A 14464-nucleotide genomic window follows, 5' to 3' on the forward strand; every position below is an offset into this window, starting at 1 on the left:
AGTTTCACTTTTGAGTTGCGGTCTGAAGCGCCAGTTGGCCGGAGTCAACGGTCACACCGGAGCGAGCGATGGCTTGGAAATACATCTGGTCGCCATCGACTTCGACGAGCATGAAACTGCGGTCGGTATCGAGATTCACTACATCGAGATCGCAAGAGGTCCTGATGTTGTGGTAGCGCAGCTCTCCGGATTCGCCTTCGAGAAAAAAGTAGATACCCTGTTGCGGTTTCAAGTGCTCATAGACGTGTTCATGGCCGCTCCACACTGCATTCACGCCGTATTTCGTAAAAAGCGGCATGAGCTCGTTGCGAAGATCAATGTCCGGGCCGTGGTACTTTGCACACGTGAATAAGGGATGATGAAAATAGGCGATCTTCCATTTTGCATTTGAGCTTTTCAGCTTGTCTTCGAGCCATGAGAGCTGCTGTGGAGTCATGTAGTTGCTGTCGAGCACAAAGAACTGCACGTTCTTTTTCTGGAACGTGTAGTAGCGGTTGCCGTCCATGCTATAGGGCTTGTAGTTGATTTCAATCTGCGGATCATCGTGATTGCCGAGTGATGCGTAGAATTTCACATTCTCATCGAGCAGAGTCTTGTACGGCTCTTCGAACTTCAGCTGGAAGTCGCGGGGAGAATGACCGCCATAGATGTTGTCGCCGTCCATGGTAACGAAATCGAACTTGACAACGGACCAGTAGCGTTGCATCTGCTTGGCAACCTCGAGCTCGGGGCGCTCGCCTGTGCCGTTGTCGCCTATCACCGCCCATCGCACAGAGCCGTCTTTCAAAGGAAGACGAACATCGGGCGCATTAGCTGCTGTCGGCTGAGAAAGCAGTGGCGGCGTTTCATCGCCTGGCAATCCTGGATAGAAAGCAACGAGAAGCGCCAAAAAAAGAAATTGTGCGATACGCATCGGAGTGTGAACCTTTAATTCAGGGAAGCGCATTGGGTAAGAAATCAACGACTAAATTAGCGCTCGAATCGCGCAGCGCCAATGTAGTTCCGGCGATGCAATATTCCATTTCCTTCGGTAATGAAGGTAAAGCTTTCAACACGGTTGGCGGAACAGACTGGATCGGCTGGCCATCCTGGTTGGGGAATTCGGCGTTTACGCGGAAGTCGGCCGGAGCGCCGGGTTCAGCGTGATTCAGGCTGGACTTTATTTTCCCGCTATCGGGACCTTTCAGGACAGCGGCAAGGAGCTTGCGGAAGGTTTTCGCCGCTTCGGGCGTAAAGAAATCGCCCTGCTTTGCATTGGGACGGGATTGCTGCACGGCATCGCGCAGTTGCTTGCGTTGCTGTTCCAATTTGGAAACGTCAGAGGTCGGCTTCATCTTGTCGGCCGCGAGGGCGTGTTCTTTGCTGATGTAGTCTTTTGCCTGCTTGCTGAAATCCGATAGGACCTTCTGTTCAGAAGGAGAAGCCGAAGCCGTTTGCGCGGCCATAGCCTTATCAGGCGTTATGGTCAATGCCGCCAGGGCGGTGGCGATTTGAAGACAGAAACGAACACTCCGAACCATATGTATCCCCTGCAGATCTACTTACCTTTCTCGGCGGGTTTGGCGGCCTCGCTCATCGCCGCGGACGCGACCGCGTCTTTGAGCGCATCTTGAACGGCGTCCTGCACCTCGTCGTGAAAGGCTTCGCGCACGGTTTGCGCAACTTCTTCGGGCTCGAAAGGCGTTGAATCCTTGGCGTCGATGACTTTGTCGAGCACCTGCTCGAGGACAGGTTTGATAGAGATTTGCCTCGCAACCTCCTTGGCCACCTTTTTAGCGGGCACAACGAGCGCGGAGGCGAGCTTTGTGTCCTCGATAACGGGCTCGGAACGTTTCCAGTCTTTCTCAAACACCGCTTCCATCTGTTTGACGATTTTCTTATCGCGGAAGATAACTCCGATCTCGCGCCGTGCTTCGAGTTCCAGCTTGCGCAGGCTCTGACTGCCAAGGAAGGCTGAGTTGCCGTCGCGCAGAATAGCGCGAAGGTGCAATCGCGCAGGAAGGCGGCGCACCGGGATGTCGCCGCCCTTGGCAGAGGCACGCGACAGAACCCGCACTTCGGCGCCGGCTGAGATTTTTTTCTGTAATAGTTTGAGGAAGTCGCGATCGCTGATCTTCATCTCGTAGATCAGGAGCCTCTTTTTGGTGCCGGCGATAAAGTTGGTGAGCTGCTTGCGTGCGTTCACCGGACTTACAACCAGGTCGTCCTTGGCATTCTTATAGGGTCGGCGCTTGGAGTCGCAATCGAAGAGGCGAATGGCTTCTTTAACCACACTATTCTTTGAGGTGACGATGCCGAACGAACGACTGAGGTCGACGTCCATGTGCGTGAAGTTGAAGCCGAGCAGATAAAGCACCTTGTCATCGATGATGATCATTTTGCCGTGATAGCGGACGAGGTCATCGGCAGTACGCGTGACAGTGACTCCTTCGCCGAGTAGCCGCATCTCAAGCCTGCGAAGATTCTTCTCTTCGCCCTGATTGGTATGTGCGATCAGAGCCTGAACGGTAACGCCACGGCCAACGGCAGCGACCAGCGCCTTTTCGATTTCAACACGATCGAAACGGAAAATCAGGATGCGGATACTTTTTTTGGCTTTTCGCAGACCGTCGAGGAGGGGTTTGATCCCGTTGTCCGGTTGGATGAGCAGCTTCACTCGGTCTCTCCTGGGGATGCTGCAACAGATTCTTATTACTGGAGATGCAGATTGGGCCCAGGAGGATGTTTTGAAGCGGGCGGGCAGCCTCTGAATCGTTCGGACGCTTCTAACGGCAGAGCGTAGTTGCAGCAAGGAGAGAAAGAATGAAGTGCAACCACGGTTTCCTGAGCGAAATCACGATCCTGACCCTGTTTCTGCTGCCGGTCCACGGAGCGCGGGGCCAGTCGGCTGACCAGCCATCCGCACAGACTACCAGCAATCTCACCCACGACAATGACAAGCCAGTGGACACAGCAAGACTGCACAGTCCGGTGTTGTGGCATGATCCCGGAGCAATCGCGGCGCTCGATCTTTATGTAGGGCAAGGTGGCAAAGAGGGGCAGCCGGCAGCACCATTCAAGTTCGAATCAGAAGACATGAGCGGCACCAATCCCAAGTTTGATGCACGCGATGCAAACGGCACGAAATGGCGCGTGAAGCTGGGCGATGAGGCGCGGCCCGAGGTTGTTGCCTCGCGGCTGTTGTGGGCAGTGGGCTACTTCGTGAACGACGACTATGTGATAGGCACGGCGCGTGTGGAAGGGCTGCATCTTGCACGCGGGGGAAAGCACGCCAGGGATGGGGAGATCAAAGATGCGCGCTTCGAAAAGAGGCCTGACCAGGAAAAGAAGATTGGGACATGGATGTGGAAGGAGAATCCATTCACCGGTTCAAGGGAATTCAATGGGCTGCGCGTGATGATGGCAGTAATGAACAACTGGGATCTCAAGGACGTAAATAACGCCGTCTATTCCGATAAATCATCGGATCGGGAGATCTTTCTCGCCAGCGACATTGGCGCGACGTTTGGCACCAATGGATTGAGCTGGACCAGGGATCGTTCAAAGGGAGATGTGGACACATTTCAGAGATCGAAGTTCATTACGCATCAGACCGATGGCACGGTCGACTTTGGATCCCCGGCAGCGCCGACGAAGATCCTGGCTGTGAAGGCGAGGCAGTACCAGATGCGGCGCGATCTGGAATGGATTGGCAAAGGCGTTCCCATCGCTGATGCGCGATGGATTGGTTCGCTGCTGAAACAGCTGAACCACCAGCAGCTGGTGGACGCATTCCGCGCGGGTCATTTTCCGCCCGACGAAATCGACGCATATGTCGGAGTGGTTGAGGAGCGCATCCTGGAACTCGGGGCGTTGTGACTTCCGATTAAGCAGACACTTCCGCAGGCGCCTCATCGAGGCTGGCCTGAATGTCGTGAAGCTTCTTGTAGACCCCGTCTTCGCGTTGCAGCAGCTCGTCGTGTGTGCCTGATTCCGCGATGGCGCCATTGTCAATGACGAAAATGCAGCTGGCGCGCCGAACGGTGGAGAGCCGGTGAGCAATGACGATGGAGGTCTTGCCTTCCATAAGTCGATCGAGAGCATCTACGACGAGCTGTTCTGACGCTGCATCCAGGCCTGAAGTCGGCTCATCGAGAATGAGGATCGGGGTCCTGCGGATAATGGCGCGCGCAATCGCAATGCGCTGACGCTGGCCGCCCGAGAGGGTCACTCCTCGTTCCCCGACGGCGGTGTCGAATTTCTGCGGCAGTTTCTCAATGAACTCCATGGCATTGGCGGTTTCTGCAGCCTTGACGATCTGCGCCTGGGATGCGTCAGGGCAGCCGTAGGCGATGTTGTCCCAAATCGTCCCGCTGAAGAGAACAGTATCTTGCAGAACAAAACTGATTTGGCTGCGCAGAGATTTCTGCGTAAATGTGCGGACATCCTTGCCATCAATTTTGACTACTCCGGCGGTTGGGTCGTAGAAGCGGGCGATGAGATTGATGATCGTGGTTTTGCCGGCGCCCGTGGGCCCTACAAGCGCCACCATCGCGCCTGCGTCGATGTGCATGTTGACGTCGGTTAGAACAGGCTCGCTTTCCTTGTAGGAAAACTCCACATGCTCGAAATCGATCTGGCCCTTAAAGGTAGGTGCCTTGCGTGCGTTGGGTTCGTCGTGAACCTCATCGTCGCTGCGCAGGATCTCCTGGATGCGCTCGAAACCGGTCGAGGCCTTTGAATAGGCATCGATGGTTTTGGAGATGTCCTGCATGGGCTTGTACATTTTGCCGAGATAGAAGATGAACACGACCATCGACCCGGGAGCCAGATGGCCGGACATCGCGAGTTGCGCGCCGAACCAAAGCACAGCGCACGTTCCGATAGCCGTAACGATATTAACGATGGGAACCAGGCGTGCTTTGAGCGAACGCGCTGCAAGAGCAGCCTCGACTGCCTCGAGACTCTCGCCCTCGAAACGGCGGATTTCGTAGTCTTCGCGTGAAAACGCTTTGACGACGCGGATCGAAGACACTACCTCGGATACAAGCGAAACCATCCGCCCTTCTTTTTTGCGGACTTCCCGGGACGCCCTCTTTACCTTGCGCGTGTAGGTATTGACGATGAAAAAGAGTGGCGGAACGACCGCCAATGCTATCAACGTGAATTGCCAGTTCACGCAGAACATGACAACGATCATGCCGATCAGCGTGAGGGAATCGACCAGGATTCCGAGAAGACCGGAGACAATGAAGGTCTGGATGGCGTCGATGTCGACGGTTACACGGCTGATGAGATCCCCAGTCGGTTTCTGATCGTGATAGGCAAGGGAGAGACGTTGGACATGCGTGTAAATCGTCCGCCGCAGATCGTGGGCGATCCATTGGCCTACGTTCGTGGTGAGGTACTTTTCAGCGTATGTGCACATCGCGTCCGTGACGGCAATGACAAGGACAGCGATGCAGGCGAAGATGAGAATGTTACGCGGAGCGGATCCTGCGGTGGCTACAATTAATTTATGAAGCCAGCCATGCTGGTTCTTGCCCTGGAGCAAGTCATCGAGAACGATCTTGAGCGGCCACGGTTCAAGGAGGCCGGCGATGCTTTCTCCAGCGATAGCGAGCAAGCCCAGCCAAAGCTCCCGCCGGTGCGGACGTAAAACTTCTAGGATGCTCAAGCCTGGCTTTCCATCGAGCGCCTGAGAATTCATAAATAATTTGGATGCGCAAAGGTCAAGATCCGACGTTCTGCCTGGCTTTTGGCGCCTGAATTGTGGCGTTTGGCTGGACGCTTGGACTTGGCGGGAAGAAATTCTGGCGGAGAGGGGGGGATTCGAACTCCCGGAGCCCGTAAAGGCTCACTCGCTTTCGAGGCGAGCGCAATCGACCACTCTGCCACCTCTCCGCATTTTGTAGCCCGCATCTCAAAGACGACGCTTGGGCCCGGCGGCCGGCGATCTATGGCGAGAAGCGGCAGCGATCGCATACGGTCGGATTTCGCAGGCTGGGACACTCCCCAGCAACTAAGTCGCGGCTGCGATGCGATTGCGCATCCTAAGTTTACCGGTGTCGATGCCGAGGTGGCAATACTGGAGCCGCTCCGCGTTCGATTCCGCGCCGAATGAAGGATGCGGATCGCGGATGTTTTGCGGACGACAGGCAATCGGGATAGGGACGGTTGCGCGAGCGCGGCATTGAGCAAGATAGGTTTACAGGATTGCCGGCAGCCATCGGTCGCCGCGAGATGTTACTTTACTCTCTGGCCTCGTTTGACCCGGCAGGATGGCTCGAAAAGCCACGGAAAGAACAGCCTGCGGGAATTCACATTGCACGTCTTGCACGGCATTTGCTGGGGAACTGAAACTCAGATGATGGAGTTCCACATCTCGCGAAAGGCCCGGGAACGTTACAGGTTCGCGGAGTCGCTTTTCTCCTACAACGGCAACGTGGTGTTTGCCAACGTGGCGGCCTGTCGCGCCTTTGCCCACCAGATGAACCTGGTGCGCGAGGCGGATAAGCATCCGGATCTGGCCGTGCACGCCGGACAGTTGTTGGCGATGGGATTAATCGACGAGGCGAGCCATGTGCTGATGGCGCGCTACCGCGAGCAGTTTGATCCGGAAGTGATGACCTCCGCGCTCGACTGGTTTGCCGGCCGCGTAGGATCGCGCGAACTCGACACCATGCTGCTGACCTTTGTAGAGCATTTCCCCGGTCAAAGCGTGATGCGCGGGGAGGAGACTCCGCGGCAATGGCTGAACGGCAAAACCGGCATCACATCGCATCGCGAGGCAGCCCTTGAGGAGTTGCTGCTCCTTTGGTCGGCTAATCGCAATGAGGCTTTCAAAAAGTTTGAAGAACTGTTTGAAGACAAGCCGCTGGCCGAGAAGACAGTCTATCGGCAGGTGACGCAGGAGCTTCCGCAGTACTTCGCCACGCGTCCGCTCATTCCGGTCGAGGGAGCGACGGCGATCAGCCTTTTCGATTTGCTGCGCGCTCCGGCGAGCGGTGCGCCGGCTTCGCTCAGCGAGCAGCTGGCGCTAATTCGCAAGCTGTGGCGGCCGCTGCTGGGCGACACGATGGATCGGCTGCTGATGATGGGCGGCGAAGTTCTGCACGAAGAAGAGCTGGCCATCTGGATGCAGTTCAATCCCGATGCAGCGCGAGCCCGGACTGCAGCCGAAGAGGCCGCACGCCGTCGGCGCGAGCAGGGAACGCAGCAATGGCCATCGATCGTGAGCGAGTCCCAGGTGCCGACATTTGGCGATCCCGCGCATGAATATGAGAAGTTCAGCCCCGATACAGCGTGGATGCCTAACACCGTCCTGATCGCCAAAAGCACTTACGTGTGGCTCGCTCAGCTCGGCAAGCAGTACGGCCGTCACATCCACCGGCTCGATCAGATCCCGGAAGAAGAACTGGCCACGCAGGCCCATCGCGGTATCAATTCGCTATGGCTGATCGGCGTGTGGGAGCGCAGCCGCGCGTCAAAGACCATCAAGCAGCTTTGCGGCAACCAGGACGCAGTAGCATCGGCCTATTCGCTCTTCGATTACAAGATTGCCGAAGACCTGGGCGGAGAGCCGGCTTACATCACGCTGCGCGACCGCTGTTATCACAAAGGGATTCGTCTCGCCAGCGACATGGTGCCAAACCACATGGGCATCGATTCGCCGTGGGTAATCGAGCATCCCGAGTGGTTCATCTCGCGCAACGAGTCGCCGTATCCGGCATACAGCTTCAACGGTCCCGATCTGTCGCATGACAGCCGTGTCGAAATCAAAATCGAAGACCATTACTTCGAACAGACTGACGCGGCCGTCGTCTTTCGTCGCCGTGACAAGTGGACAGGCGAGACGCGTTTCATCTATCACGGCAACGATGGCACCAGCTTTCCCTGGAACGACACCGCGCAGCTCGATTATCTGAATGCCGCCGTGCGCGAACAGGTGATCCAGACCATTCTTTATGTGGCGCGACTGTTTCCGGTAATTCGTTTTGACGCCGCCATGACGCTGGCCAAACGACATTTTCATCGCCTGTGGTTTCCGGGGCCGGGGTCGAGCGGCGCCATTCCATCGCGTGCCGAGTACAGCATGAGCCAGGCGGAATTCAACAAACACATGCCGCATGAATTCTGGCGCGAAGTGGTCGACCGTGTGGCCGCCGAAGTGCCCGGCACGCTGCTGCTCGCCGAGGCTTTCTGGCTCATGGAAGGCTACTTCGTTCGCACCCTGGGCATGCATCGGGTCTACAACAGCGCGTTCATGAACATGCTGCGCGACGAGAAGAACGCCGAATATCGTTCCGTCATCAAGAACACCCTGGAATTCGACCCGGACATCATGAAGCGTTACGTGAACTTCATGAGCAATCCTGATGAAAGAACAGCAATTGACCAGTTCGGCAAAGGAGACAAGTGCTTCGGCGTGACGGCTCTGATGGCCACGCTGCCCGGGTTACCGATGTTCGGCCACGGCCAGATCGAAGGCTTCACCGAAAAGTACGGCATGGAGTACTATCGCCCGCGTTACGATGAGACGCCAGACCACTGGCTGGTGGAACGCCACGAGCGCGAGATCGCTCCGCTTCTGAAGCGCCGCTGGGTCTTCGCCGAGAGCCACAACTTTCTGCTCTACGATTTCTTCGAAGCATCCGGTTCTGTGGACGAAAATGTCTTCGCCTATTCCAACCGCACCGGCAACGAGCGTGCGCTCATTGTTTACAACAATCGTTACGGCGAAACGCAGGGCACCATCCACAACTCCGCCGCCTACGCCGATAAAGGCAACGCACAACTGCGTCAGCGCAGGATTGGCGATGGCCTCGGATTTGCGGGAGACTCCGGCGCGATTCTCGCTTACCGCGACATGCTTACGGGTCTCGAATACCTGCGCCGCGCACATGAATTCGACGAACGTGGCCTGACGTTCCATCTGCATGCCTATCAGTGCCACGTCCTGATGGATTGGCACGAGAAGTGGGCAACGGCCGAGCATCCATGGGACCGTCTGTGCGATCAACTCAATGGCCGCGGAGTACGTAGTCTCGAAGATGCGCTCATCGACATGGAATTGCAGCCGATGTACCAGGCGCTGCGGTCTCTCCTCGATCAGGACACGATTCGCCTGTTGACGGACATGGCCGAACATCCGCGCACCACCGCAGGGAACGGCAGCGTGAGCGCCGCCATCGATCGCAAGGCGAATCGCAAGCGCAGCGAACTCTTCAATGTCGCATGGAAGCGATGTGAGGTCTTCGTGCGCATCGCGCAGCAGGCGTGGCGGACACGTACCGGTAGGCAAGCGGAGTTGACCATGCCGGGACTGCTGGGTCCGGCGTTCCGCGAACGGCTCGCAGCGGCCATGCGCATTCCTGTAGTCGAAGCCCTGTTCCCACAGCCATGGACGGCAGCCGCGCGGCGCGTGCTGCCCAGTCCCAGTCCGCAGTTGACGGCGACGGCCATGTGGGCTCCCATCATCGCGTGGTGTGCGCTGGAGACGCTGGCTGAATCGATCGACGCCGAAAAGCCGGAACAGATCGCGCTCGAGGCCTTCGATCACCTGCGCCTGCGTCAGCCGCTGGGTGAAGCGTTCAAAGCTCTCGGCTTCGAAGGGGAAGCAGGTTGGCGTGCGGCTGCAAGGATCAAAGTCGTGCTTCTAGCACAGGCAGAGATTGCCAGGGGAACGGCGACCGACAAAGCAGAGTTGTCTGTGCCGCAGGCGAAAACCGATTCGAAGCCAACCGCCGAGCCGAAAGTAGCGCAAGGCGTAGACCATCCGGCAACGCCGACGGTCCCGGAAATTCCAGAGCCCCTCGTCTGCGGAATTCCGCGCGAGCTCTGGTCTGACCCGGATGTGCGCTGGCTGACCGGGGTGCACGATGCGGGAGAGAGTACCTACGTGGTCTGCGAGCCCTACGGAGAATTGTTATGGTGGCTGCAGATGCCGGAGTTGCTGAGCATTGCCGGCCAGCCCTCGCCGAGCAAGTCTGAAGTCCGCACACTCAGTACGAAGGTGCATGAGGCTTCGGCCGCAGCGGACAAGGCAGGCTATCGCCTGCAGACGATGCTCGGTCTCGACGCGAAGAAACCCCAAACGTCGCCGAATCCGATTGAGAAGAATCCAGTCGCCGGCAGGGAAGCGACGAAAGCCGAGAAGGCTGCCGAAAGCGAGTCGCTCGCCAACCCCTTGAAGAGTGCAGAAGAAGTTCCAACAAAGCCAAACAGATAATTCTCACGGACGACGTCGATCGATTTTTAATTCGTCGAATGTGGACAAACTCATTGACAAACTGAACTAAACCGTTCAGTATTGAATTTCGCGCCCCCGGAGGTCGCTCACATTGATCAGGGTGCAAAACCTCGTAAAAACATTCGGCACTGTCACAGCCGTCAACGACGTCTCTTTTGACGTTGCCGCCGGCGAAATATTTGCCTTCCTTGGTCCCAACGGAGCAGGGAAGACCACCACCATCAAAATGCTTACCACGCTGCTGCGCCCCACTAGCGGCACGATTGAACTGGATGGCCTCGATCCGCAGAAGCGGCAAAACGACGCACGCCAGCGCTTCGGCATCGTTTTCCAGGATCCAAGTCTCGACGGTGAACTCACCGCTTTGGAGAACATGGAAATTCACGGCGTGCTCTATCATGTCCCACACAAAGTCCGGAAACAGCGAACGGAAGAACTGCTCAACCTCTTCGAATTGTGGGAGCGTCGCAATGACCAGGTGAAGAAGTTCTCCGGAGGAATGAAGCGCCGTCTCGAGATTGCCCGCGGATTTCTGCATACTCCTCGAATTCTTTTCCTCGATGAACCCACACTCGGGTTGGATCCGCAGAGCCGCAACCAGCTTTGGAACCACGTGAAGAAGGTGAACGAAGCAGAGAATGTCACGGTCTTTCTCACCACGCACTACATGGACGAGGCGGACCGGGTGGCGCATCGCATCGGCATTATCGATCACGGCAAACTCGTTACCCAGGGCACGCCGAAGGAGATCAAGGAGCAGACCGGCAGTGAATCGCTGGAAGACGCATTCCTGAAACTGACCGGTTCGAATATTCGCGATGAAAGCGCAAATTCAACGGACCAATTACGGCAATTTGCAAAAATGTGGAGCAAACGATGAGCGCAATCTACATACTCTGGCTGCGGGAGTTGAAACGCTACACGCGATCGCGCGCGCAGATCATCGCGTCGCTCGGCCAGCCGCTGCTGTACCTGCTGGTACTCGGGTTCGGCCTCGGACCTGTCTTTAAACGCGCCGGCAATGGCGACTATTTTCAATTCATTGCGCCCGGTGTGATCGGCATGTCTGTCTTGTTCTCGTCAATCTTTTCGGGCCTTGGCCTTCTGTGGGATCGCCAGTTTGGCTTTCTCAAGGAGACACTGGTCGCGCCGGTGTCGCGCCTCCAGATCATGATCGGCCGCACTCTGGGTGGAGCTACGGTGGCATGCATCCAGGGCCTGTTGGTAATGGTGATCTGTCTGCTCGCGGGTTTTCGGCCCGCGCATCTGTCCGCCATCCCCCTCGCTCTTGGATTCATGGTGCTGATCGCGCTGCTCTTTGCGGCTCTGGGCATGGCAATTGGCTCGGGCCTGCAGGACATGCAGGGCTTTCAACTCATCATGAACTTCCTTGTTCTGCCCATTTACTTCCTCTCGGGAGCGATGTTTCCGCTGAGCGATACGAAAAACGTCTTGAAATACATCACGCGCGCCGATCCTTTGTCGTACGGCATTGACGGAATGCGGAATGTGCTGGGCGCGCCCAACGCGGCGTTCGATCCACGTCTTGACTTCATCGTGCTGGTCTGTGTCGGCGCCGTCCTGCTGGTGTTTGGTGCCTGGCGCTTCTCGAAGATTGAAGCCTAGCCATGGCCCGATCGCGCAGCACGGAAGCTCACGAAAAGGTCCTCAACGCCGCGCTTGGTTTGTTCGCCGAGCGCGGCATCGAGGCCACCAGCATGGACGCCATCGCGCAGGCTTCGGGCGTGAGCAAGGCCACCATCTATAACCACTGGGTCGACAAGGAAGCCCTGCTGCTGGAAGTGATGCTGATGGTCAACGGTCTCGACCGCGAGCCGGAGGATGTCGATAGCGGCGACCTGCAACGCGACCTGACAACTGTGCTCACGCGCAAGCCGCCCGACAAATTCGACGACGCGCGCAATCGCATGATGCCGTCGATGATCGCGTACTCGGCACTTCATCCGGAATTCGGCAAGGCATGGCGGCATCGCGTGATGGAACCACCGCGCCAGTGTCTCAAGCGCGTGTTGCGTCGAGGTATCGCCCGCGGTGTCCTCCCGCCGAATCTCGATCTCGAGGCTGCCATGGCATTGCTCCTCGGCCCGATGCTCTATGCGCACGTCTTTCACAAGGACCAGCAGGCCAATGCGCCTGATCTCGGACCCGTGACTGCACAGGCCTTCTGGCGTGCATACAGCCAGGTTCGCGGAGAGCATATCGAAAAAGCGGGAATCAAGAAACAGAACCCAGTGTCGAAGACCGCCTCCTGGAGAACGCCAAAGCCGAAAGCCCTCATTAGCTAGCTGGTTTTCAGAATCCCGGCGGCCGCTCAGACGCAACGGCAAAGGCACGCTCCAGCGCCAAGCCCGCTTCACAGAGTGTGCCTTCATCGAAGAGCCTGCCGATCAGCGTGACTCCGTGAGGCACTCTGCGTGGCGGCGAGAACTTCGGCAACGGATGCTGCGGATCGGGAGCCCAGTCGCTGCGTGCCTCCGACACTTCGACGAACCCGGCGCGCAGGGTGAGCGAAGGATGCCCGGTATTGTTGGTGATGACCAGAATTTCATCGCGCAACGAGGGCACCAGCAGCAGGTCAACCTGCGAGAACAGGCGCGCCATTTCCAGGGCCACTTTGCGCCGCATGCGGTCTGCCTGGACAAAATCCACCGCCGAAAGAAATCGCGATTGCCGAAAAGTATTTGGCCACGCATCGGGAACCTGCGCTTTTAACTCGGCTTCCTTATGCGCGAGCGTCAGCTCTTCAAAGGCTGCGGCTCCTTCAGCAAACAAGATCACATTGAGCGAGTCATAGGGCCAGTCCGGGAGGGAAACTTCGACGAGTTCCATCCCAAGCTTCTTTACCACGTCAAGCGCCGCTCGATCGACATCGGTCGCCGGTGTCTCTTTCATCCAGGCAGGGAAGTAGCCGACGCGCAGGCCGGCAACCTTGGCATTGGCATCGAATGCGAGGGTACTAGGAACACTGGCCATGTCGCCCGCGTCCGGCCCGGAGATCGCGCTCAACACCAGGATCGTGTCCTCGACATGCCGCGCCATCGGCCCCAACTTGTCGAGCGACCAGCAAAGCGTCATCGCACCGGTGCGCGCAACACGTCCATAGGTCGGGCGCAGTCCGGTAACACCGCAGCGCATCGAAGGGCTCACGATGCTCCCGCCGGTCTCGCTACCGATCGCGAAGCCAACCAAGCCTGCAGCTGTCGCTGCGCCCGGGCCGGCACTCGATCCGGACGCACCTTCTTCGAGCAGCCAGGGATTCATCGTCTGCCCGCCGAACCAGATGTCGTTCAGTGCCAGCGCTCCGAGGCTCAGCTTTGCGACGAGCACTGCGCCCGCCGCGTTCAACCGCTCTGCGACTGCGCTGTCTCTCTTCGGAACGCGATTCCGATAGGGCTCGGCGCCATAGGTCGTCGGAATGCCGGCTGTATCGAGCAGGTCTTTCGCACCCCACGGGATCCCGTGCAAAGGACCGCGATATCTCCCAGCTGCAATCTCAGCGTCCGCCCGTCGCGCCTGATCGAGCGCATGATCGCGCGTGAACGTAATGACGCAATGCAGCTTCGGGTCGAAACGCTGCAGTCGATCGAGGTAGATGCTGGTCAGCCGTTCCGATGTAATCTGCCGCGATTGAATCCAGCGCGAGAGCTGCGCAACCGAAGAGAACGCGATGTCCGCATCGTTAGCGGGAAACGGCGCGCGTGGATCGGCACTGCGAATGTAGTAGCTCTCGCCGCGGCCGGACTTGCCCGGCGCTAGTCCCGGCAACATGGGATTCCAAACGGTAGCCGGCGCGAGTCCTTCTTCCAGCATCATCTTCCGCGGTCCGGTTCTGCGTTCATAGAGCGGCGCCATCGCCTCGCGCCAGTTGCCCGCAGCCTGCGCGCGGTCGGCGAGCGACATCTCGATCTGCACCAGTTTCTCTGCTTCGGCAAATGTCGCCGCGGCCACTTCCGGACCCACGGGCGGCGCAGTGCCGAATGCCGTTGGCGCTCCAGGTGTCTGCTGGTTGGCGGGTATGGCCGGGGTCTGTGCTCCACTTTGTGCGTCAATCGGTAGCGCCGCGCACAACGCTCCAAGCGCACCTGCAGCGAGGAAATCTCTTCGTGTCTGGGTCATTTTTCCTTTGTTCGAACGCAAATCGAAATGATAAATACGGCAAGACTAGAAGCAATATACTCTGCGCATATCAGAGGACGGGCGCACACGCTCGGT

Annotated in this window: 10 protein-coding genes and 1 tRNA gene; 5 read left to right on the forward strand and 6 right to left on the reverse strand. The window is 57.8% G+C overall.

Annotated features, from left to right (window positions below; all coding sequences use genetic code 11):
- Positions 1-4 precede the first annotated feature (4 nt).
- From VK574_RS07485 to VK574_RS07495, 3 genes are read right to left on the reverse strand one after another with little or no spacing between them, the layout of a single operon-like run.
- A complete protein-coding gene (locus VK574_RS07485) occupies positions 5-913 on the reverse strand; it encodes a metallophosphoesterase (RefSeq protein WP_472799209.1) in 909 nt (302 codons plus the stop codon).
- 19 nt (positions 914-932) lie between these two features.
- Positions 933-1520 (reverse strand): hypothetical protein, encoded by a 588-nt coding sequence (locus VK574_RS07490; protein WP_472799210.1) that lies wholly within the window; start codon positions 1518-1520, stop codon positions 933-935.
- Positions 1521-1537: 17 nt separating this feature from the next.
- The gene (locus tag VK574_RS07495) at positions 1538-2656 is read right to left on the reverse strand and encodes a phospholipase D-like domain-containing protein (RefSeq protein ID WP_472799211.1); all 1119 of its coding nucleotides are present in this window, start codon (positions 2654-2656) and stop codon (positions 1538-1540) included.
- Positions 2657-2802: 146 nt separating this feature from the next.
- On the opposite strand from VK574_RS07495, the gene VK574_RS07500 reads away from it, so the two are divergent.
- Complete coding sequence (locus VK574_RS07500; protein ID WP_472799212.1) at positions 2803-3858, forward strand: hypothetical protein; 1056 nt, start codon at positions 2803-2805, stop codon at positions 3856-3858.
- A gap of 7 nt (positions 3859-3865) precedes the next feature.
- Here the strand turns inward: VK574_RS07500 and VK574_RS07505 are convergent, their stop codons facing one another.
- Both VK574_RS07505 and VK574_RS07510 read right to left on the reverse strand, forming a co-directional pair.
- Positions 3866-5656 (reverse strand): ABC transporter ATP-binding protein, encoded by a 1791-nt coding sequence (locus VK574_RS07505; RefSeq protein WP_472799213.1) that lies wholly within the window; start codon positions 5654-5656, stop codon positions 3866-3868.
- Between the two features lie 137 nt (positions 5657-5793).
- Positions 5794-5883, reverse strand: a tRNA-Ser gene (locus tag VK574_RS07510).
- Positions 5884-6346: 463 nt separating this feature from the next.
- Here VK574_RS07510 and VK574_RS07515 point away from each other — a divergent pair.
- From VK574_RS07515 to VK574_RS07530, 4 genes are all read left to right on the forward strand, one after another.
- A complete protein-coding gene (locus tag VK574_RS07515) occupies positions 6347-10210 on the forward strand; it encodes an alpha-amylase family glycosyl hydrolase (protein WP_472799214.1) in 3864 nt (1287 codons plus the stop codon).
- A 121-nt stretch (positions 10211-10331) separates the two neighbouring features.
- Entirely contained in the window at positions 10332-11111 is a 780-nt protein-coding gene (locus VK574_RS07520; RefSeq protein WP_472799408.1) for an ABC transporter ATP-binding protein, read from the forward strand.
- Positions 11108-11857, forward strand: coding sequence for an ABC transporter permease (locus VK574_RS07525; RefSeq protein WP_472799215.1), 750 nt, complete (start codon positions 11108-11110; stop codon positions 11855-11857). The genes VK574_RS07520 and VK574_RS07525 overlap by 4 nt, the downstream gene beginning before the upstream one ends.
- A gap of 2 nt (positions 11858-11859) precedes the next feature.
- Positions 11860-12537 (forward strand): TetR/AcrR family transcriptional regulator, encoded by a 678-nt coding sequence (locus tag VK574_RS07530; RefSeq protein WP_472799216.1) that lies wholly within the window; start codon positions 11860-11862, stop codon positions 12535-12537.
- Between the two features lie 7 nt (positions 12538-12544).
- Here the strand turns inward: VK574_RS07530 and VK574_RS07535 are convergent, their stop codons facing one another.
- The gene (locus VK574_RS07535) at positions 12545-14368 is read right to left on the reverse strand and encodes an amidase (protein WP_472799217.1); all 1824 of its coding nucleotides are present in this window, start codon (positions 14366-14368) and stop codon (positions 12545-12547) included.
- Positions 14369-14464 lie beyond the last annotated feature (96 nt).

The organism is Occallatibacter sp. (assembly GCF_035317045.1).
In the GTDB taxonomy this organism is placed as follows: Bacteria; Acidobacteriota; Terriglobia; order Terriglobales; family Acidobacteriaceae; genus Telmatobacter.